Origin of the sequence: Paenibacillus sp. FSL M7-1455, assembly GCF_038004655.1 — a bacterium.
Classification (GTDB): Bacteria; Bacillota; Bacilli; order Paenibacillales; family Paenibacillaceae; genus Paenibacillus_AQ; species Paenibacillus_AQ cookii.
In genome coordinates this window covers 1,388,058-1,409,251 of the sequence record NZ_JBBORO010000001.1, presented here as the reverse complement: position 1 = coordinate 1,409,251, position 21,194 = coordinate 1,388,058, and the positions used below count along the sequence as shown (strand labels likewise).

General features: G+C 54.8%; 15 protein-coding genes. 2 read left to right on the top strand and 13 right to left on the bottom strand.

The genetic code is table 11. The annotated features are described in order from the left end of the window. Positions 1-78 precede the first annotated feature (78 nt). From NYE48_RS06570 to NYE48_RS06550, 5 genes are read right to left on the bottom strand one after another with little or no spacing between them, the layout of a single operon-like run. Positions 79-771: a copper homeostasis protein CutC gene (locus NYE48_RS06570; RefSeq protein ID WP_340997597.1), complete on the bottom strand. Its 693-nt coding sequence runs from the start codon at positions 769-771 to the stop codon at positions 79-81. Next, a complete protein-coding gene (locus NYE48_RS06565) occupies positions 761-2,230 on the bottom strand; it encodes a M17 family metallopeptidase (RefSeq protein WP_212950484.1) in 1,470 nt (489 codons plus the stop codon). Before NYE48_RS06565 ends, NYE48_RS06570 begins: the two co-directional genes overlap by 11 nt. 45 nt (positions 2,231-2,275) lie before the next feature. After that, the gene (gene pepV / locus NYE48_RS06560) at positions 2,276-3,703 is read right to left on the bottom strand and encodes a dipeptidase PepV (protein WP_340997594.1); all 1,428 of its coding nucleotides are present in this window, start codon (positions 3,701-3,703) and stop codon (positions 2,276-2,278) included. Between the two features lie 40 nt (positions 3,704-3,743). Continuing rightward, positions 3,744-4,742 (bottom strand): asparaginase, encoded by a 999-nt coding sequence (locus NYE48_RS06555; protein ID WP_212950488.1) that lies wholly within the window; start codon positions 4,740-4,742, stop codon positions 3,744-3,746. Positions 4,743-4,774: 32 nt separating this feature from the next. Next, complete coding sequence (locus NYE48_RS06550) at positions 4,775-5,959, bottom strand: ROK family transcriptional regulator (RefSeq protein WP_340997593.1); 1,185 nt, start codon at positions 5,957-5,959, stop codon at positions 4,775-4,777. 184 nt (positions 5,960-6,143) lie between these two features. Between NYE48_RS06550 and NYE48_RS06545 the strand changes: the two genes are divergently transcribed. Beyond that, entirely contained in the window at positions 6,144-7,367 is a 1,224-nt protein-coding gene (locus NYE48_RS06545) for an MFS transporter (RefSeq protein ID WP_340997590.1), read from the top strand. Between the two features lie 58 nt (positions 7,368-7,425). On the opposite strand, the gene NYE48_RS06540 is transcribed toward NYE48_RS06545, so the two are convergent. From NYE48_RS06540 to NYE48_RS06510, 7 genes are all read right to left on the bottom strand, one after another. Then, a complete protein-coding gene (locus NYE48_RS06540) occupies positions 7,426-8,319 on the bottom strand; it encodes a carbohydrate ABC transporter permease (RefSeq protein ID WP_341000609.1) in 894 nt (297 codons plus the stop codon). A gap of 36 nt (positions 8,320-8,355) precedes the next feature. Next, on the bottom strand, positions 8,356-9,267 hold the full coding sequence (locus NYE48_RS06535) for an ABC transporter permease (protein ID WP_036711825.1): 912 nt from the start codon (positions 9,265-9,267) through the stop codon (positions 8,356-8,358). 66 nt (positions 9,268-9,333) lie between these two features. Continuing rightward, a complete protein-coding gene (locus tag NYE48_RS06530) occupies positions 9,334-10,947 on the bottom strand; it encodes an ABC transporter substrate-binding protein (protein WP_340997589.1) in 1,614 nt (537 codons plus the stop codon). Positions 10,948-11,342: 395 nt separating this feature from the next. Beyond that, on the bottom strand, positions 11,343-13,637 hold the full coding sequence (locus NYE48_RS06525; protein WP_036711823.1) for an AraC family transcriptional regulator: 2,295 nt from the start codon (positions 13,635-13,637) through the stop codon (positions 11,343-11,345). Positions 13,638-14,011: 374 nt separating this feature from the next. Continuing rightward, positions 14,012-14,554 (bottom strand): YcxB family protein, encoded by a 543-nt coding sequence (locus NYE48_RS06520; RefSeq protein ID WP_340997583.1) that lies wholly within the window; start codon positions 14,552-14,554, stop codon positions 14,012-14,014. Positions 14,555-14,720: 166 nt separating this feature from the next. Next, a complete protein-coding gene (locus tag NYE48_RS06515; RefSeq protein WP_445323946.1) occupies positions 14,721-18,032 on the bottom strand; it encodes a DUF5704 domain-containing protein in 3,312 nt (1,103 codons plus the stop codon). Then, positions 18,017-18,967: a copper amine oxidase N-terminal domain-containing protein gene (locus NYE48_RS06510; RefSeq protein WP_340997578.1), complete on the bottom strand. Its 951-nt coding sequence runs from the start codon at positions 18,965-18,967 to the stop codon at positions 18,017-18,019. The genes NYE48_RS06515 and NYE48_RS06510 overlap by 16 nt, the downstream gene beginning before the upstream one ends. A 392-nt stretch (positions 18,968-19,359) precedes the next feature. On the opposite strand from NYE48_RS06510, the gene yhbH reads away from it, so the two are divergent. Beyond that, a complete protein-coding gene (yhbH, locus tag NYE48_RS06505; protein ID WP_036711815.1) occupies positions 19,360-20,517 on the top strand; it encodes a sporulation protein YhbH in 1,158 nt (385 codons plus the stop codon). A gap of 87 nt (positions 20,518-20,604) precedes the next feature. Here yhbH and NYE48_RS06500 read toward each other — a convergent pair whose 3' ends face one another. After that, positions 20,605-21,186 carry an NADAR family protein gene (locus NYE48_RS06500; RefSeq protein WP_340997577.1) on the bottom strand — a complete coding sequence of 194 codons (582 nt, stop codon included), beginning with the start codon at positions 21,184-21,186 and terminating at the stop codon, positions 20,605-20,607. Positions 21,187-21,194: the final 8 nt, after the last annotated feature.

Below are 21,194 nucleotides of genomic sequence, written 5' to 3'. Positions count from 1 at the left end.
TCGTGGAATTCCTTATGATCCGCCATACGCGCTGCAGTGCGGCCGGGTCTGGCCGGCGGCGCATCCCCTCTTTTGCCCCTATTCAAACCCGCGCAGGATATCCTTCGCCGCTTGTACCCGGGACGGCTCCACGGGCTTCAGGTGATCTCCGTCCCTGCGCAGGGCCGATCCGAAATGGACCTCCGGAACGTCCGTTGCCTCGATGAACTCCTGCAGCACCGGCACGGAAAGCCCGTATCCGGCGAGAATCGCGGTTCCCGTTCCGCGGGACGCCTCGACGAGCCGCTTGATTTGCGGCGCGGACTTCGGCGCCGGCAGCGGGCCGCCGGACGTCAAAATGCGGTTGATTTGCGGATAACCGGCAATCACCTGAAACGCGGACAGCTGATCCTCGATCTCGTCAAAAGCGCGATGAAACGTCACGTTTAAGCCTTCGGCGTCCTGAAGGAGATATTCCAGCGCTGCCGTGTCCACCTTTCCGTCCCCGGTCAGGGTGCCGACCACGATGCCGGCCGCGCCGCTTGCCTTGATGAAAGCAATGTCTTCCTTCATCGTTTGGAGATCATATTCGTCGTACACGAACGACTGGCTGTGGGGGCGGACCATGACATGAACCGGAATGCTCACCCGGCGCACGACTTCCCGGATCAACCCCGGTCCCGGGGTTAACCCGCCTTCCAAAATGCCGGTAACGAGTTCGATCCGGTCGGCCCCGCCTTGTGCCGCAAGGAGCGCATCCGTCAAAGTCGTGGCAATGACCTCAAGCTTCATCGGGAAGTCCCTCCTTCGCCGTTCCCGCCGCGGCCCTCTCGCACACGAAATCGGCAAGCAGCCTTACGCCGTAGCCCGTCGCTCCCGTCACTTTGTATCCGCGCGAGCTGGGAACTTGAACGGTGTTCGCCATGTCGATATGGCACCAACGCGCTTTCCCGTCCACGAAACGGCGCAGGAACAACGCCGCCATATTCGCGCCGCCGTACGGACTTGACGCCAGATTGGCCATATCGGCATAAGGGCTGCCGAGAAGCTCTTCGTCTTCGTCCACCAGCGGCAGCCGCCAGATCCGGTCCCCGTTGCGGTCGCCGATACGCATCAGCTGACCGGTGTATTCGTCGTCCCCCCATACGCCGGCAACTTTCAGGCCCAGCGCGTGGCCGACCGCTCCCGTCAGCGTCGCCACGTCGATGATATGCCGGGCGCCGCAGCGGAGGGCATGAAGAATCCCGTCGGCCAAAATCAGCCTGCCTTCGGCGTCCGTATTGACGACCTGCACGGACAGGCCATTCGGGTATCGGATGACGTCGGACGGCAGGAACGCGCCTCCGTCCGGCACGTTGTCGGCGATCGGAACGATGGCCGTGATGCGGGCCTTTACCTCAAGGCGCGTCAGCAGATCCATCGCGCCGATCACCGCGGCCGCGCCGCCCATGTCAAAGCGGGCGTCGCTTAAATCGCGGGCATCCTTCAGGTTCATGCCGCCCATGTCGAACGTGATGCCTTTGCCGACGAGGGCCAGATGTTCCGCATGCGGATCCCCTTCGTAGCTGATTTCCACCATCGCGGGCGGATGCTTGCTGCCGGCGCCCACGGCCAAAAGCCCGTTCATCTGCCGCTGCTTCAGCTCCTCCCCTTGATAGACGGTAAGCTTGACGTTCCGGCCGGCAAAAACCTGCCGGATCCGGGCCACGAAAGCGGAAGGGTTCAAATCGCTTGCCGCTTCGTTGCACAAATCGCGGGCAAGCGCGGTCGATTCGGCGCGCATGCGTCCAAGCTCCGCCGCCGGTCCGTCCTCCGGTCTGCTTTCCGGGCTTATCCGAACCCGTTGGATCGGCTTCGGTTTGGCACTCCCTTTGTATTTGTTGAACGTATACGTTCCGAGCTGCCAGCCTTCCGTCCAGGCCGTGATCGCTTCCGTCGGCCACGCTTCGGAGCCGAACAGGTCCATGAAACCGTCCGGGTTCAGCTCCGCCGTCGTCCTGCCGATGTCCTGCATCGCCCGGCCCGCGTTACCCGCAGCCTCGCGCAATATTTCCATGCTGAAACGCTCCCGGGCTCCGAGGCCAATGACTAAGATATCCTGCTCTCCGGCATGGCGCCCGTAAAACCAGGTCTGCCCGCCGCGCTCCTTCATTTTGGCCGAAAGCGGAAGCGAAGGGGCGTATTCGCCATCGCTGAATACTAGTTCGATCATGACTTCCGCTTGGGCATGTGTCCCCGTATTGATCTCCATTATCCATGCATCCCTTTGCAAAAAGATTTGTGCTTAGCAGCCTGTTTAAATCTCCAAGTTTCCAAGTTCGTTTAAGGTGCGCGCGTATATCGCCGTGCATCGCAGCAGCAGCTCGATCTCCATGTATTCGTTCGGCTGATGGGCCGTGGATTCCATCCCCGGAAACAGCGGACCGAACGCGACGCCCATCGGGAAATGGGCCGCATAGGTGCCGCCGCCCGTCGACAGCAGGTTCGCCCGCTGGCCGGTTTCGGCCTCGTAAACCGCCTGCATGGCCTGGATCATCGGATGGTCCCCCGGCACATGGTGCGGCTTTTTCAAGCTTGGGGGCTCCATGGCCAGGCGGTGCTCCTCCAGCTTCACCGATATGCGCTTTAAAATCTCCTCATAGCTGCCGCAGACCGGAAAACGCAAATTGATATGAAAAAACGTTTCTCCCCTCGGATCAAACTGCAAAATGCCGCTGTTGACGGTCAGTTTCCCGCTGAGTTCATCCTCCATGGCAATGCCCAGGGCGCGCCCGTGCACATCGTCGTATAAAAACGTATCGACGGTATGCAGGTAATGTCCTGCGCTTTCGCCCCATGAATAGTTTTTCAGGAAATGAATCAGCGCAAGCCCTGCATTCATCCCTAACTCGGGTTCCATCCCATGCGCGGCTTTTCCCGCCATATACAGCTTGATGGCCTGCTCCCCGGTTTCGACTCCGCCTTTATACCCGTGATCGTTGCAATATGCCCGATACGCCTGCTCCAAGACTTGGAGGGCTCCCTCTTCACCCGCAACGACCGCCTCGGCCGCTTCCGGAACCATGTTGGCGACGACGCCGGACCGGAACGAAAGCAGCTCGTATTCCCCCTTCGCATCCGGCGTTTCCGGCTCCTGCGGGAACAGGATTCGGGTATTGATCTGCCCTTTTTCGGCGCTGACGATCGGAAAATCGGCGTCCGGCGTAAAACCGAATGCGGGCATCGGCTCCAGCTCCTTGTATTTCTCCATGCATCGGTGCGTTTTTTCCTCGTCCGTGCCGAAAATGAGACGGATCCGGTGCCTGAGCGGCAAGCCGAGATCCTTGACGATTTTTAGCGCATAAAAAGAAGCCATCGCCGGCCCTTTATCGTCGATCGCCCCGCGCGCAAAAATTTTGCCGTCGCGCACGTCGGGCTCGAAAGGAGGCGTCGTCCATTCGCCGGACACGGGCACGACGTCGAGATGGCTCAACACCGCGATGTAATGCTCGGCATCCTCCGGGCCATATTCGGCGTAGCCGACATATCCGTCCAGGTTCCGCACGCGGAAGCCCTCGGCAGCGCACAGGTCCAGCATAAACCGGAGCGCCTCCCCGATTCCCCTGCCCATCGGCTGCCCGGGAGCCGCCGTTTCGGCGTCGTAGACGCTCGGAATCGCCAGCAGCCCTTGCAAATCGTGCAGGATCGCCGCTTTCCGGCCGGACGCTTCCTGATACCAATCCATGATTTTCAACCCCTTCTTACCGACCCGTGACCGATCGATTTTAGAATGCAAAAGAAGCTTTCCGCTCGCCGACGAGGACGTGATTGTCGTTTTTGATTTCTTTCGGCACCACCGCGTACAATCTGTCGATCGTCTCCCGGTTGCCGTAGCCGATTTGCTCCAAAATGGATGCGACGATGATCGGCCACGGCGTTTCCGAACCGTCGATGACTTTCAGCGCAAAGGCCATGCGTTCCCGGATCAGCGAAAAGCAGTAGACGCCCTTGGCTCCGCCTTTGGCGACGATATTCGGATCGCGCAGCAGCTCGGAACAGATGAAATTGTGGCTGGCGATGCTGTCCGGCGCATCGTGCATATACGCCGTCATCCGTTTAACGGCCTCGCGGGTGGCTGCATCCGGGATCAGGTCCGGGCAGGCCAGCTTAAGATACGCTTTGGCGATATGCTTCAGCGGCAGCGCAAAAATCGGGAACCCGCAGCCGTCGACGCCGACCTCGATCCGATCGGCCGGGTATTCCGCCATATCCGCGAGCGTCTGCAAAATTTCCTGCTGAATCGGATGGGACGGCTGCCAGTACGTTTCGGTGTCGTATCCCGACTCCCGCGCCGCGGCAATGATGCCGAAATGTTTGCCGGAGCAATTGTGGTAGATCCTTCTTGGCGCCTTTCCCTCGCGCATGCAGGCGAACTTCGGCTCGTCGTTCAGCGGATACGTAGGGCAGGTCAGCAGTTGTTCCTCGGCCAATCCGATTTTGCGCATGATCGACTCCAAAGCTTCGATATGATAAGCTTCGCCCCGGTGGGACGCGGCGAACATCGCCGCCTCGGCGGCGGTCAGGCCGTATTTTTCCGCGATGTTCCGTTTCATGACGGGAATGGCCTGGAACGGCTTCGCCGCGGAGCGCAAGTAAGTGACGTGCTCGGCGCTGCCGATCTCGTGAACGACCTCCCCTTTGTCATTGACGCCGCACAAGACGCCCAGATGAACGTTTTCGAGCACGCCGGCGCGGTATTCTTCCACTAATGGTTTGAAGTACATGTTGGTTCCTCCGTTTTTGGATTGGATTGTTCCTAGTTTTGCTCCATCTGCTCGATTTGGCTGGCGATGTCCAGGAAACGGCCTTGCGCAAGCAGGCCCGATCCGATGATGACGCCGTCCTGTTCGAAAGCGGAATAGGCGATGCGGAACGTGCCGCGCAGCGGCTCCCATACGTATTCGCTCATGCATTTTTCGGCGATGAACGCCCTGACTTCCGGATAACGCTCGACAAGCTTGCCGGTGAGGATGACCGTATCCGGATTGTACATGCAGGCGACGTTGCCGATCGTGACCGCGATAAAAGCCATCGCCCGGTCCACAATGTCCGCGGCCCACCTCTCTCCGTCCCGCCTTGCCTGAAACAGCTCATCCAAGGATGCGACCGGCTTGACTCGGGACGCCTGTTCGATGAGCGCGGCTTCGGCGATATAAGTCTGCAAACATCCTTTTTTGCCGCAATCGCATCGCAGGCCGCCCGGGTCGACGACGGTATGGCCGACCTCTCCCGCGCTGTTGGACTCGCCCCGGTAAATGTCCCCGTCGATGATCAGCGAGGAACCGACGCCGCTGCCGAAACCGATCAACACCGACCGCTTCGATCCTTTGGCCGCCCCATACATATGCTCCGCGAGCGACTTGACCTTCAGTTCGTTGTCCACCGCCGCCGCAAGTCCGGTGCGCGCCTTCAGCAGCCCGGCGATATCGGCCTGCTTCCAGCCCAGCTGGGCCGACAGCACGGCCTTTCCTCCGGCATGATCGATGATCCCCGGCAGCCCTACGCCGATGCCGACGATTCTCCGGCGGTCCAGGCGCTCATCGTCGATCAAGGCGTTGATCCCTGCCGCAATGCTGCCCAGCGTCGCTTCGGAGCTCTCCTCTGCGTTTCTGGCGATGCTTTTGCCCCCGATCACGCTCCCGTCCAAATCGACGGCGCCGATCCGGATGGCCGTTTTGTCGATTTCCACGCCGACCGATAACACCGACTTCGGATTGACCTTCAGCAAAATCGCTTTGCGGCCGACGCTCGTCGTCTCCTGCTCGATTTCGTGCATGAAATCGAGGTGATCCAGTTCGGCGACGATCCGGCTGACCGTTGTCGGGCTCATGCCCGTCAATCGGGCGATCTCCGCCCGCGACAAGGGTGAATGGTTTTTGATGATTTCGAATACGGTCGTCCTGTTTTTTCTTTTGATAAAATCCTGGTCATGCTTTTGCATGGACGGACTGCTCCTTACCTTAATTAATTTCTCCAGTGGTGTTATTAATTGAACTTTAAAAGGTTTGCCTAAAGCTGTCAATGCTTTTTACACAAACTAGTTCTTGAAAATTTTCATGAAAAATAGAATAATTACAGTTAGTATTTTCATGGATAGAATCCTACAGAAAGGTTGTTTATACAGCATGAATCCATCCAAAACGAAACCCGAAAAAACGAAAGAGCCGTTTCCGGTTTCGATCCTGTCCCTGACGGTAGGCGCCTTCGCGATCGGCATGACCGAGTTCGTCATTATGGGCATCCTGCCGAACGTTGCCGAAGATTTGAACGTCAGCATCTCCACCGCCGGGCAGCTGATCACCAGCTATGCCCTCGGCGTCGCCATCGGGGCGCCGATTATGACGATCCTTACCCACCGGCTGCCGCAAAAGCTGCTGCTGTGCCTGCTGATGCTGGTATTCATCCTTGGCAACGGCATCGCGGTCATCGCCCCGAATTATGGCGTGCTTATGGGAGCACGGATGATCAGCGCGCTTTGCCACGGCACGTTTTTCGGGGTCGGTGCCGTCATTGCGGCCAATCTCGTTAAACCGCATAAACGGGCCGGCGCCGTCTCGATCATGATGGCGGGACTCACCATCGCGAACATTATCGGGGTACCTGTCGGAACCTTTATCGGCCAGCATTTGGGATGGCGGGCTTCGTTTGCCGCCATTGCGCTGATGGGCGTGGTCGCGCTGATCGGCATCGTCGCTTTTATCCCGCGCATTCGCCAGGATCAGGCAGCCAGCCTGACCAAGCAGTTCAAAGCCCTCGCCCAGCCGAAGCTGCTCGTCATGCTGCTGGCCTGCGCGGTCGGCAACTCCAGCCTGTTTGCGGTGTTCACGTACATCGCCCCTTTGCTGGAGCAGGTTACCGGGTATCATGAGCGCAGCGTGACCTGGATTCTCGTCCTGTTCGGCATCGGCGTGACCGTCGGGAACATCGTCGGCGGAAAGCTGGCGGACTGGAAGCTGATGCCGGCGGTATTCGGAATTTTCTTCAGCCTGTGCGTGCTGCTGACCATCTTCACGTTTACGGTCCGCAGTCCGGTCGGCGCCGTCATCACCATTTTCCTGTGGGGAGCCGCCGCGTTTGCCGTCATGCCGGGCATTCAGGTCAAAATCATGAACCTGGCGCAGGAGGCCCCGGCGTTAGCCTCCACCTCCAACCACTCGGCGGGCAATCTGGGCAACGCGTTCGGCGCTTTTTGCGGCGGATTGGTCATCAATCATATGGGATTGACTGCCTTGCCCTGGGTCGGCGCGGTCATGGTCGGGTTCGCGTTTGTGATCGCCCTGGCCGTTTACCTGTCGGAACGTAAGCAGCACATGCCGCTATCGATGCATACCTCCGGCAAACACATGTAACGAAAAAAAGTTGCCCCTCCGTGAACACAAACGGAGAACGGGCAACTTTTTTTTCGCCTTACCCTTTGACCGAACCGATCATGACGCCTTTTTCGAAATATTTTTGCAGGAACGGGTATAACACGAGGATCGGCAGCGACGACACGATAATGACGCCGTATTTGATCTGGTCCGCGTAACGCTGCGCATAACCGCCGGCGGCCCCGCCCGTGCCCGCCCCGTTTTGGAACGCCTGGTTGGACAGCAAAATGTCCCTCAGGACGATTTGCAGCGGCTGCAGGTTGTTGTCCCGGATGTAGACGAGCGCGGTAAAAAAATCGTTCCAATGCCCGACCAAATAATACAGCGCAATGACGGAAATCATCGCTTTCGAGAGCGGCAGCGCCACCTTGAAGAAATATTTGAAATGCGAGCAGCCGTCCATCATCGCGGCTTCGTACAGCTCCGGCGGCAGCGAGCTTTCAAAAAACGTCCTGGCGATGATCAAATAAAAAACGTTGACGCAAAACGGCACAATGAACACCCAAATCGTATTCGTGATATGCAGATCCTTCATGAGCAAATAGGTCGGGATCAGCCCGCCGTTAAAAAACATCGTCACGACGAACAAAAACATGATCACCCGCCTTGCCTTGAATTCCCTCCGCGACAAGACGTAAGCGGCCGGCATCGTAAACACCATATTGACGAGCGTGCCGAACAGCGTGTAAAAAACGGTGTTTCGGTATCCGGTCCAGATGCGGCTGTCCTGAAAAATTTCCTTGTACCCGAACAAGCTCAGCCCTTTCGGAAACAGCAGCACTTTGCCGGTCGCCACCAGCGTGGAATCGCTGAACGACGCAATCACGATGAAATAAAGCGGATAAGCGATGACCAGAAAAATAAGCGCGCATACCACGAAGAGGGCCATCCTGAAAAGAAGCTCCTTGCCGTCCATGCTTTTAAGCGCCATCATGGATATTCCTCCCTTTTAGGCGAATCCGTGTCATTAGTACAAGCTCGTATTGGACACTTTTTTCGAAATGGCGTTGACGCCGAACAAAAAGATAAAATTAATGACGGTATTAAACAGGCCGATGGCCGAAGCGTAGCTGAACTGGTTGGAAATGATCCCGATTTTGTACACGTAGGTGGAAATCACTTCGGAAACGGGCAGGTTGAGCGAATTTTGCATCAAAAACGTCTTCTCGAACCCGGTGCCCAAAATGCTGCCCATACTGAGAATGAACAAGATGACGATCGTCGGGACCAGCGCCGGCAAATCCACGTAACGGATCATCTGCCACCGGCTGGCGCCGTCCATTTTGGCCGAGTCGTACAGCTGCGGGTCGACGGTGGACAAAGCCGCCAAATAGATGATGCTGTTCCAGCCGCAATGCTGCCAGATATCGGACAACACGTACACAGGGATAAACGTATTCGTCGAGGCGATCAGGTTGATGTGTCCAAGCCCCATCGCCTTCATCATATGGCCGACGACGCCGGTTTCCGGCGACAGCAGCACGTTCATCATGCCGACCAGAACGATGATCGAAATAAAATGAGGCAGGTAAACGACCGTCTGCATCACGTTTTTCATCCGCTTGCGCCGGATTTGGTTCAACGTGAGCGCCAGGATAATCGGGGCGGGAAACCCGATCACGATCGTCGCCAGGCTGATCAAAAACGTATTCCGCATCAAATCCACGAACAGATAGCTGTCGATAAACTGCTTGAAGTAGTGCAGCCCCCGCCATTCGCCGCCGGTAAGCCCTTTCGAAAAATCGTAATCGCGAAACGCCAGCTGAATGCCGTACATCGGAATGTAATTGAAAATAAAAATGACGGCGATGGCGGGCAAAATCATGATCCACAGCTGGTAATCGCGTTTGAGCGTCTGCAGTCCTCCCCGGTTGCGCATCGGAGCATCCCCTTTCCTCTTGCGGGGACCGCCGCACCTCGCACGGCGGCATTCCCCGGTCGAACGTTATTTATTTTGCTTGTACTCGTCGTAGTACTTCTGCATAATCTCCAGGTTTTGCTTCAGTCCGGCCTTCTCGGTTTCCTTCACGTAGGCATCCCACTCGGCTTCGACGCCGCCTTTCGTCACCCATTTCGCAAAGCTCGTATTCGCCAAATTCATGACGTTCGTATTGTTCAGCGCCATCGTGCTGTTGTCCACGGTCGAATATTTCATGAACATGCCCGGCAATACGTCGTTGTCGACGTCGATTTGGATCGCTTCAATCGGCTTGGACTGTCCGATGACCTCCTGCATGTCCTTGCCCAGCGTCAGCTTGAGCGAGTCGGGAATATAAAAAGCGCCGTGGTCCGCCATGGTCGACGTCCATTTCCACGTGCCGGGGTCCATGTTCGGATCGGCCGGCGGCAGCACGGCGTAAGAGCCGTCCCCGTTATCCTTGATATTCGGACCGATCGACCCGAAGAGCACCTGCATGCCGACCTCCGGCGCATACAATTCGTTGATGAAGCGCATGGCCGCTTCCTTGTTTTTCGATGTGGCCGACATGACGATATGGTTGTTGCCGTAGTTCAAGGAGTTGTAGTCGTAGCTCCACGAGATTCCGCTGTCCGGCGTCGCCTTCGGCGGCGTCATCGACGTATATTGCGGCGCCAGCTTCTCGCCGAACCGGTCGGACGCGACCCAACCAAGCGTAAAGCCGACCTTCGCGGTATCCCCGTCTCCGCGGGCGACCGATTGATATTTCGTGTAATCATGCGTAAACACTTCCGGATTGATGAGGCCTGCCTTGTAAAGCTTGTTCAGGAACATGACCAGCGATTTGTAGCGTTCGTCGATCAGGTAGTTTTTCACCTGTCCGTCTTCGACGAAATATCCTTCCGGGCTGCCGTCGGTCAACGTCATGCCGGTGCCGCCGAGCAAATAGGCCGCGTTAAAATACCCGCCGATGCCGCCCGGCCAGTCCATCGGGATTTCGTCGTTCGGATCGCCGTTGCCGTTGGCGTCCTTCTCCTTGAAGGCGACGAGAACGTCGTACAGCTCATCCCATGTGTTCGGGACTTTCAACCCGAGATTGTCGAGCCACTTCTGATTGATGTAAAGGCGCGACGCGGAGCTTGGCCAGAACCGCTGGTATTTCGGCAGACCGTAAATTTTGCCGTCCGGTTGCGTTGCGATCCGTTTCGTGTCCGGTTTCTCCTCGAACATTTTTTGAACGTTGGGCGCCTGATCCAGCATGCCGGACAAGTCCTGGAACAATCCCTGGAACTGGGCAAAATCGGCGTCCGTGATCACGTTCGGCCCGACGAACAAATCCGGCACGTCGCCGCTGGCCAGCATCGTTCCTTTTTTCTGGCCCCAATCGGCCGTAATTTCCTGCCATTCGATCTCGACGCCGGCCTTGTCTTCGACCTTCTGCAGCCACTCCATCTCCGCCAGCGGCTTCGTCAACGGATGTTTCGTCATGATGGCCGTCAGCTTTACCTTCTTGCCGCTGCCCGCAGGATCGGTCGATGCACCATCCTCGGCATTGCCGCCTCCCCCCGAACCGCTGCAGGCCGTCATGACGACGGACGTTGCCAAGAGAACCAACGTGAAACCGATTACTTTTTTTCGCATGCCAAATCGCATCATTTTGCCCCCTCATAAAAGAATTCGAAGATGTTCATCTCATCCGGATGGGATGTCCGCCAAGGACGCGTCCGTCCCTTGCCACCACTTTAATCGCCGGCGCGGACGGCCGTAAACGAACAGTTTTCAAGCCATGCGCATTTATTGAAAAGCTTGAGAACCGGCAGCCGTCAAACCTTGCGGGAGCGGCATTTTGCCGCCGATTCAATTTTTGAATATGTTCAAAAAACGGCACCGGCAAGGGAAGGACGACCCGCGCTTGAAGCCGCCGCGCCCGCTTGCCCTTCATCCCGGAAAGGACGCAAAAAGGCCGAGTTCAGGGGCTGGCTTATTGCCCCGAATCGACCTTCAATGTTTCCTGTAGCCGCCGTATGGATGCCCCTTCACACCGCCTTATGCGTTTCCCGGTATTGTCCCGGCGTCGTACCCACGATTTTTTTGAATGAACGTATAAAACTCGACGTATTGGAAAATCCCGTCTTGCGCGATATTTCATCCAGCGTCTGATTCGTCTCGCGCAGCAGCCGCACCGATTGCTGAATGCGCTGCAAGTCGATATATTCCTTGAAGTTCTGACCGAAAGTCTTTTTGAAATAATGGCTGAAATTCGAAGGCGACATCTGAAAATAGTCGGCGATCAGCTGCAGCGAAAAATCGGGCTCCATCCCCTTTCGCTCGATAAAGCAGACGATTTCGTCCCGCGAAACTTTGCGGGAGGACGGCAGCGTGCTTTGGATCATGTCGCACAGCTTGCCGCAGCTCTCCCTGACGATGCCCGCCATTTGTTCGAACGTATAACGGTGCCGAAATGCCGCATCCGTCAGCCGGAGCAGGTTGGCATCATCATGGCTGAACCGGTGCAAGCCGTTCAGGATGACGCTGACCGTATTCAAATAGACGCTCCGCACGACATGCGGCGGCGCCCCTTCGCTGCCCATGCCGGCCACCAACCGCTCCACGATGGATTGAACCGAAGCGGCGTCGTTTTTTAATATCGACAGCTCCAACGATTGCAGCAGTTCGGCGAAGTAAGATACCGTTCCTGCCTTCGGGGCTTCCATCTCGCCGAAAAAAAGCACCTGGCGTTCGCGGCGGAAGCGCAATTGCTCGGATGCGCGCACCGCCTGCAAATACGATACGTGAACCGCTTCGACCGATTCGAGCTTGCCCGGTATGCCGGCCCCGATAAACACGCGGCCCCCGGTTTCGGCCTCCAGCTCTTTCCGCACGTCATCAAGATATGCTTTGATCGCAAAATCAGGCGCAAAGGAACCGATAAAGATCATTTCCTGATTGTAAATGCTTTTGAAAAAATAGCATTGAAGTCCCTCCTTTGGCCGCTTTTCGATCTGCCGGAGCAGGTTCGCCGCCCCCGCGAACGCCTGCCCGCCGGCATCCGATCCTTCTGCTCCACCGCCTGCTTCAATGGACAATACCGCAACGGCCATGGCCGGATGCGGAAAGGCGATGCCGTAAGCCTCCGCTTCGAGACAAAACGTCTCCCAATCGGGCGCCCGGCCGCTGACGAGCTCGAACAGCAGATTTTCCCGGATGATCGGAATCGTCTGCTTCACTTTCGCATCCAGCGTATGATTCGCCGATGCAAGCTCGCCAAGCGCATAGCGGATCGTTTCGATTTCGCCGAGCGGCTTGCGGTCGGCAGGCTCGAAAATATGTACCGCCAGATCGACGAGCCTTTTGATCGGATGGTAATTTTTGCGGATCGAAATATAAATCACCAGCCATTCGAGGAGCAGCATGAGCCCGATCAAAAGCACCGTGTTGCGCTGAATCGTCCGAATGCCGTGCAGCGTATCGGTAACCGGCAGCATGCTTACATAATGCCAGCCGTTGGTTCCCGACAACGTGTGCGACACGATGTAAGATTTGCCGTTCACCCGGTAAATGCCGGCTCCTTCCGAACCCTCCTTCAGTTCCGGCATGAGGCGGCGAACCCCATCCGATGCGGCGTCATCTGTTTTCTCCGAAGCCAGCAGCTGGCGGCCCTGCTCGTCGAAGATAAAAAATCGGCCCGTATACTTCTCGGAAAGGGATTGAATCATGCGTATCACCGTGTCTTCGCGGACCATGATCAGCACCGCGCCCGGCGGATCGTATCCGCCGACCGGCAAAGGGAAAGCAAAAGTCAACATGCGGACGCGATTGCTGCCCGGGATGATGACGTCCTCGACCGGACGGACCATCGGCGCTTTCAAATGCCGCAGCGTCTCGAACATTTCCCGTCGCGGCCAGGTTTCGTAATAATAGCCGATGCCCGGCTTATCGAAATCCTCTTCCTTGTAAGCGCTTCCTGTTTTAGCGAACAAATAACCGCTGCTTTCGATGTACAGCAAGGTATTGTCGATCAAACCGTCCGTGGCGTTGTATTTGCGCATTTCATTCGCAATCAGGACCCGGCCGTAGTCGCTGTTGTCGTACATTTTGATTTCGCGGTTTTGCACGAGTTCGGAAGGCAAGCGGTAAACGTATCGCATCAAGGTATCCATCGAAGTCATCAATTGTTCCGTAATATGGGTATTCCAATCCGTATCCTGCTGCTTCACGACTTCGGTTGAATGCGGATAATAATAAACGAGGATGATGGAGACAGGGAATAAAAGAACGAGAAGATAAGAGGCAAGAAATTGAGTCAACAGACGATTCCGTTTTTTTCTCAATGGACAACCACCTTTCTTTTACCGGGCGTGTGAAGCGGCAAGGATGGTCATTTTCTCATCGTTAATGGATATTATACCAACTCGCGCGAAAAAATGGTACGTACAACTTATGCTGAAAATTCAGTTGTATTTACAGTCATTTCCTGCCGGGTACGCTCTTGCTTTGGCGAAAGGCGGCATTGCAAATTTCATTTTAAGGGCTTCCGGGACCCGCTTCTTTTTCGCACCTCTTTTTCCGTACATGACGTACTTATGAGCCCCCCGATGGAACAGGCAAACCGCCGGCTAAAAATCGTATGCTTCTTTCGGGAGGCTGTACACCATTATTTTCCAAGAAAAAAACGACGGCATGAGACGGCGTGAATTTAAACGCTTTAACTTTTGCTGTTTGTCGCTTCCCTCCGCCAATGAAACCGGCTGGTTTTGACGTTCGATTCCACGATTCCCCTGAACTGGACCCGATCCTGTTCCGTCGCAAAACCATCCTTCGGCACGATGAACGTCCGGCTCGTCGACAGCAGAATCAAAAACAAATTCCGGGATTCGCGCACCTCATAAATATCGCTCCAGCGGACCTTGGCCGATTCCGATTCGGATGCGTATCGAAAGCCCGACTCCGAAAACGCGAACGTATGGCGCTGCCGCATCAACCGGTCGCTGAAAAACGCCTTTACGGATTTCCGGCGAATGCTCCACCCGTACGCGAACCATAAAATGACGCTGAGCAAAACATCCAGCAGGAACGCGATCATAAACTCCATGCCGGTCCGGTTCTCGTCGACCAAAAGGACAATCCCGATGACCATCAGAAAAAACACGACAGCCAGCATCAACCTGGACGTCCTCGTAAAAAAGAGGTTCACCTCCTGCACGTCCTTCAACTCCAGCGCGGCTTCAACGATGATTTCATGATTCAAGCGGTCCTCCTCCTTTGGATCAAACTCCCCCTTACTCCTAAAACAACGCAAACGTTGCGAGGTTAGGGCCGGTCACGCGAAAGCCCAAAGTATAGGCCGGAGGCCGGGGCAAACCCGTAGACGTTGCCATAAAACCTTCGGATTTGCCTCCGTTTCCCTTGCCTGTTTAATGCGGAACCTGGGAGCTGAAGTCGTCCCGGCTCGATTTGTCCGCATGGTAAAAGAGAATATCGCCGTCTTTCAGCGCAAAGCGATGGCCGTAAGCATCCTGGATGCTCCGGTTATAACCTTCAAGCTGCCACTGGTTCATCAGCGGGGCATGAATGTATTGCAGATGGGGATTTTTCAAGTTCCCCTGCTGGATCGATTCGATGTTGAAATTCACGATGATATACCCGTTTTTGAGAAAAATAGGAGACTTGCTGTCCAGCCCGCCGTGCGTGCGCCCGTATTCGGCCACGTTCAATCCCGCTTCCACCACGAACAGTTCGGCCGGCAGGGAGTACTCCCCGTACCATTTTTGCACGGAAACATGGGCGCGGTCCGGATCGACGGACGCCGGGATGTTTCCTTGCAGCCTGAGGAACGTCCGGAGCTGTTCAGGCAAAATGAGCAGGCTGTAGCTGCCGACGGGCGTTTTTTGCTTCGTAAAGGACTGGATATAGTTTTGGATATATTCGTTTTTGCCCATGCTGCCGGCTTGTCCGTAATGCCCGTATTTGTAGCCGGCGGTGTCGCGGAGCTCCGTGGCCGGTACGTTCCGCAGGCGGTCGTTCAGGATGACGTAGCGCTTGACCTGGTCCTGCGCCGAGCCGATTTTGACGAAGTTGTTTTTGCTGGTGTTGTAATAAAGGTCTACCGGAATGCGGGTGTCGCCTTTGGCGTTGACGGCTTTGCCGTCCTTCCGGACGAAATAAAAGCTGGGCGTGATCCGGATGCCGTCGAGCGGCCCGAACATGTTGCCTTTGGTTTTGAAATCGAATTTGAAATGGTAGCCGGTTTTGACCGATACGTTTTTGTAACCTTGCAGCGGATGGCTTCCCGGCCTTATCGGCAGCGTATACACCGCTTTATTGCCGCGCGGCTCCCCGTCGATCAGGTTTTGGCCGACCCAGTAGGACACCCCGGTTGGATTCGCGCTGCCGGATTGGGTGCGGAACACCTTTTCCCAGTTATAATCGGCGATATCGGTCACATGGAAATCATACAGCCTGCCGATCACGTCCACCGGGATGACGTCCGTGGCCGCATGATGGGCCAAATTCAGGTTGGCGTGCGATTCGGCGGTATAGTCCGGAGGAGCGTTTTCCGCGATGGTGCGAAACTGGATGTCGTAAAAGCCTTCGTCCACCCACACCGGCAAAAAAAACGTCTCCGCCGTTTGCATGACCGGAATCGAAACCCAGGTGTTTTTCGGAATAAACCGGCTTTGATCGGCGGTATACACATCAAACGGAAACTTGACCTGCTTGTCCCGGATGTATTTGGCGTAGTCCCGGTTGCCGTATCCCGGAATGTTGCGGTGCTGCCCGCCGGTCGGCATATAAATCGTAAACGGCCGGTCCAAAATGGTCGCGTTGCGGCCGGCGGCCGGATTCGTTTTTTGGTTATGCGCCCGATCATCCGTCGTGGAAGCGTAAATGACGACCGGCGTATGCACCGTCACCGGGTTGATGCCTAAGATCGGGAAGGAACGGTTCGAACCCCCGTTGATGCTGCCGTCCATCAGGTTGTAAAAGATTTCGCCCGTGCTGGGCTGGCTGTTTTTGTTCGTTTTCGTTTTGCTGATCACATGTCCCGGACTGTACAAAACGTTGTCGTTAATCATCGTCGGCTCCGGAATCCGGCTAGGTGTCGGACCGTTTTCCTGGGTGCGCGCGCCGCTCATGATCGTCTGGCCTTTGAACACCAATGAATCGTTCTGGACCTCTACCTTCTTCACCGCCTGCTCCGCCATGCCTTGAAAAGCACCCTGCTCGTTCGGCACGCTAGGTTTCGTTTTGCCTCCCGACTTCGTTTCCGAGGGAGCGGTCAGCGTCCCGGGCGGGTCCGGCGGGAAGTAGTTCCCGTCCTGGGTTGCCGCATATTCCGGCGGATGATAGCCGGCCGGCTGAATGGTCACCGTATCCCAGGCATAGTTGGTCAGCGTGGCCCGATCGATATCATAAACTTCGAGATTGTCGATTTTCCAAAAAGAATACGGGCGCTGAATCGTGTAGGTGTACTCCCTGTCTTCGGTTTCGCGCTGCGGGTCGGGTTCTTCATGGGTGCCTTTCCCGTCGGGGTTCGGCACTGTTTTGCCCGGGTCCCATTCCAGGATGTACGTTTTTTTCACCTTGACCTCAAACGTGCAGACGCCTTTCATCTGGGTGAAGGCATTTTGGTATAAATACTCCTTCGCTTTCACGTTCCCGTACAAGCTCTCGGAGGTCGGAATCCCCTGCAGCACGTCGAACTTCTCGCTCCCCCTGCTGTCGGCTTTAATGACCGCGGACACGTTCGGGTCCATCGTTTTGCCGTTCACCGTCTGGGCGGGAGCAGGAGTCGTGCAGGTTGGTCCCGGCGGCGGCGGTTCGCAGGTTTGGCCGGGAGGGCAGCCGTTGTCGGTTCCGTCCTTCTTTTTGTAATACATAAACAGCGTGTACTTTTCAAAGGAGCCGTCGTAAGTAAAGGAATACGGATTCCCCGGCGTGATATTGCCGTCTGGCGAAGCGTCAGTCGTTGATTTTTTAAATCCAACGTATTCGTAATCCGGATGCGTTGGCGGCGTGAAGGAATAATCCTTCCCTACGACCATCTCTTCATTGATCCGCGGCGTAAAAACGTTCAGCGGCTTCGCGTCGGTCGTGAAGTATTTGACGTTGAGTTGGGAGGCGAGTTCGATTTTGAAGAGCATGGGGACAAAAATCCGGTATGCTTCAACTTCGGGAGCACAGGTTGGGCACTGTTCGCTTTTGACGTCTTTGGGTGATATAGCATTCAAAAGCATGTTTACTGTTATAGGAATTGTCGTAGTATCGGTTCCAATGCCTTGCTTTTGAAATGGTTTAATATCTGAATTGGTTGTTCCTGTGCTTATAGCCAATCGATAATCATCATAAGAATCTGAACGAGATTCCTCGAAATAATTAGTTGGGTCACTCTGTGTATATATTCGTGCCTCCACATTCTTAATTTTTCTACCTGGAAATTGGAACTTGTATGTGAAAGTTGCTTCACCACGCATCCCTTTATTAGGCTGCCGTCCACCATCCGTCCAGGTACCATCTGTTCTCTTCCACATTTCGTAATACATCATACCGACGAAGTACCGATAGTTACTTTCCCTATGATATTTTAGAGGTGTAATTTCGGTCGCTGCATGAGCTGTTTGTATTTGAAAAAAAACATGAGTAAGCTGAAAAATAAGGAAAGTCCCAGTCAATAATGCTGTAACTAGTTTAAATTTTCTTCCCACGGACTTTAAATTCCTTTCCATGGGTTTACCATGAGGGGAATGTAATCTTGAGTTCCACCATAAAACCCGATATACTCAATATCTTTTATATCCAGATTTTTTTGATCAACAATTCCATCTAATGTTTTATCTGCTCTCGACCATATTTTATAAAAAAAATACTTAGTCCCATCCCCATTATTAATAGTTAAAGAGTCGATTGGATTGCGAATTCTGATATCATTTTTCTTTGTCAGGTAATATATGTCTCCTCCACCCGATACCGATTTAATTCGAACTTTAAGGTATGAGAGGGTTGTCTTAGGATCTTTATACAACTCTACGCTGTATATATCCCGAATGAACGTAGTTGGTAAATCAGAGTGTTTAAAAATCAAGACTTTATCATACTTGACATCTCCTCGTGGACTTTCTAATAAAAACGTTTTTTTAGCAAACCACTTCCTATACGGCTCTATACTCACCGGCTTCAACCCTAACTCCTCCAGCGTCGGGGCCTTCTTCTCCCCAATCCACACCCATCTTCCGATCTTGTCCCACTCCACCGGCTGCCCCAGTCCCTCGCTCACCAGCCGCAGCGGAACGAACGTCCGGTTTTGCTTCAGCTCGATTTTGGTGCCGTAGGATTTATCCTGTCCGTCCACTTTGGCCACCTTTTGCCCGACCGTCATCCGGACGTTATGTTTTTCGTTATTCACCGACACGGTCATTTGGCCGTTCACCTTTTCCCAGCCTACCTCGGCTCCCAAAGCTTCGGACACGAAGCGGATCGGGACCATGACGCTCCCCTGTGCATCCTGATACGGTTTCGCATCCGGAAATTGAATTTTTTTGGCGTTTAACAACACTTCGATATTCCCCGTCGAGGAAGCCGCTGCGGCCGTATTGCCGCCCATGAACCAACCGGCACCTAACAACAAAGCTCCTGCCAAACATAATGGCGCGATTTTTTTCATCCATTACACTCCCTATCAATCACATTTTTCACTTGTCCAACAACCGTCTCCGTCATCAATCTACCTTGATCTTCTCTTATCCTACGGGACTGCTTGCCCACGTGAATGATCTGGAGCACACCCCCTCAAAAGCTATGTAATTGGTCATGCTAGACATGCAACGATCCGTCCTAAATCATAGGACAATTGCATTATACTACAAGATTTTTGAAATATTTGTCATAAAGAGTCGAAAAGTTCGGGAATTATCCTGAATATGGATTTTTTTGCAATGGCTTGAACTTGCGAATTTGCTTTTGTCCGTATCACATATCATCCCCGCGCGTGAATATACTTGATTAATAATGGCTTATTCGTTTAACCGAGTACGCGCATATGGGAGGTGCTGAACAATGCCATCTGACGATCATTCGCTGTTTGTCGTATCCAAGGAGGACTGGTCGCTGCACCGCAAAGGATACCAGGATCAAGTCCGGCATCAGGAAAAAGTGAAGGAAATGATTAAACAGAACCTGCCCGATCTCATTACGGAAGAAAGCATTATCATGTCGGACGGTAAACAGATTATCAAGGTGCCCATCCGGAGTCTGGACGAATACCGTTTTATTTATAACTTCCAAAAGCAGAAGCATGTCGGCCAAGGAGACGGAGACAGCCAGGTAGGGGATGTGCTGGGACGGGATCCGGCGCAAAAGCCCGGACAGGGCGAAAAAGCCGGAGACCAGCCGGGATACGATATCGTGGAAGCCGAGGTCAGCATGGAAGACCTGGAAAATATGCTGTTCGAGGAAATGGAACTCCCGTTCATGAAACCGAAGGAGCAGCAGGACGTGGAGACCGAATCGATCACCTTCAACGACATCCGCAAAAAAGGCATGCAGTCCAACATCGACAAAAAGCGGACCATTCTCGAAAATTTGCGCCGCAACGCCACGTCCGGCACGCCGGGCATCCACCACATCAGTCCGGACGACCTGCGGTACAAAACATGGGAGGATGTCGTGGTGCCCCACTCCAGCGCCGTCATCATCGCCATGATGGACACGTCGGGCAGCATGGGTTCGTTCGAAAAATATTGCGCGCGCAGCTTCTTTTTCTGGATGACCCGTTTTTTGCGGCGGCAGTACGAAAAGGTGGACATCGTGTTTGTGGCGCATCATACGGAAGCGAAGGAAGTTACCGAGGAGGATTTTTTCACGAGGGGGGAAAGCGGCGGCACCATTTGCTCGTCCGCGTACCAAAAAGCGCTTGAAATCATCGACCGGCGTTACCCGCCGTCCAAGTACAACATTTATCCGTTCCATTTTTCCGACGGCGACAACCTGACCTCGGACAACGAACGCTGCGTGCGCTTGATCGGGGAGCTGCTCAAAGTCAGCAACATGTTCGGCTACGGCGAAGTCAACCAATACAATCGCAGCAGCACGCTGATGTCGGCATACCGCAATATTAAACTGGATCAGTTCATGTATTATGTCATCAAAGAAAAAGGCGAGGTGTACCAGGCGCTGCGGACGTTTTTCCGCAAACAGGAGGCCGCGCTGAACTGAAGGTTAAGACGACGGATGGATCATAAAAAGACGCTGCCGGCATGCAGGCATTGCAGCCGGGCAACGTCTTTTTTTGTTTACGATAAACTACGATAGAAATGCCCCGTGTCCCTTCCCGTCGGCATCGGCCCGCAACCGGTCCCGGACCTCCATCAGAGCAAATCCGAGCAGGTTGTTTCCTTGCCACAGCAGCGGATTTTCGATCCGCTCGTCATCGGCTGCAAGCCCGACTCCCCAGATGCGGTCGACGGGACTAGCCTCCACCAGCACCCGCGTTCCGGTACCGAGCAAAAACCGCCCCAATTCCTCGTTTTGTGAAAATTTCGCCAAGTTGCCGCGTACGACGATGCGGTAGCCTTCCTCATCCCATACTTTCGGATCGAAACCTCTCACCTTCCGACCCAAGTCTTTCGCCTGTTTCGGGTGTTTTGCCGCCAAAATATGCTCCAGCATCTCTTCGTCCCCAAAAAGCCTCGCCTTCCCGGCCATCATATAATGTTCTGCGCTGGTGTACATGACGCCGTCCTCGGTGAATCTGCAGGGCCACCACTGGCTGAAACAGCTTTTGGTGATGCTGCGGTCCGCTGCGGGCTGATGACCCCAGAAAAAAACGTATTTCAGCTTACGGCCTTTTTGGAACTGCTGTCTGATTTCTTGAATGGAATACATGTTACCTC

What these genes read in the sequence shown, in the direction of transcription:
- NYE48_RS06540 (WP_341000609.1), bottom strand. Translation starts at nt 8,319, where the DNA reads ATGGCGCTTAAAAGCATGGACGGCAAGGAGCTTCTTTTCAGGATGGCC.
- NYE48_RS06545 (WP_340997590.1), top strand. Translation starts at nt 6,144, where the DNA reads ATGAATCCATCCAAAACGAAACCCGAAAAAACGAAAGAGCCGTTTCCG.
- yhbH (WP_036711815.1), top strand. Translation starts at nt 19,360, where the DNA reads ATGCCATCTGACGATCATTCGCTGTTTGTCGTATCCAAGGAGGACTGG.
- NYE48_RS06515 (WP_445323946.1), bottom strand. Translation starts at nt 18,032, where the DNA reads ATGGAAAGGAATTTAAAGTCCGTGGGAAGAAAATTTAAACTAGTTACA.
- NYE48_RS06570 (WP_340997597.1), bottom strand. Translation starts at nt 771, where the DNA reads ATGAAGCTTGAGGTCATTGCCACGACTTTGACGGATGCGCTCCTTGCG.
- NYE48_RS06535 (WP_036711825.1), bottom strand. Translation starts at nt 9,267, where the DNA reads ATGCGCAACCGGGGAGGACTGCAGACGCTCAAACGCGATTACCAGCTG.
- NYE48_RS06530 (WP_340997589.1), bottom strand. Translation starts at nt 10,947, where the DNA reads ATGCGAAAAAAAGTAATCGGTTTCACGTTGGTTCTCTTGGCAACGTCC.
- NYE48_RS06510 (WP_340997578.1), bottom strand. Translation starts at nt 18,967, where the DNA reads ATGAAAAAAATCGCGCCATTATGTTTGGCAGGAGCTTTGTTGTTAGGT.
- pepV (WP_340997594.1), bottom strand. Translation starts at nt 3,703, where the DNA reads ATGGATTGGTATCAGGAAGCGTCCGGCCGGAAAGCGGCGATCCTGCAC.
- NYE48_RS06565 (WP_212950484.1), bottom strand. Translation starts at nt 2,230, where the DNA reads ATGGAGATCAATACGGGGACACATGCCCAAGCGGAAGTCATGATCGAA.
- NYE48_RS06555 (WP_212950488.1), bottom strand. Translation starts at nt 4,742, where the DNA reads ATGTACTTCAAACCATTAGTGGAAGAATACCGCGCCGGCGTGCTCGAA.
- NYE48_RS06500 (WP_340997577.1), bottom strand. Translation starts at nt 21,186, where the DNA reads ATGTATTCCATTCAAGAAATCAGACAGCAGTTCCAAAAAGGCCGTAAG.
- NYE48_RS06550 (WP_340997593.1), bottom strand. Translation starts at nt 5,959, where the DNA reads ATGCAAAAGCATGACCAGGATTTTATCAAAAGAAAAAACAGGACGACC.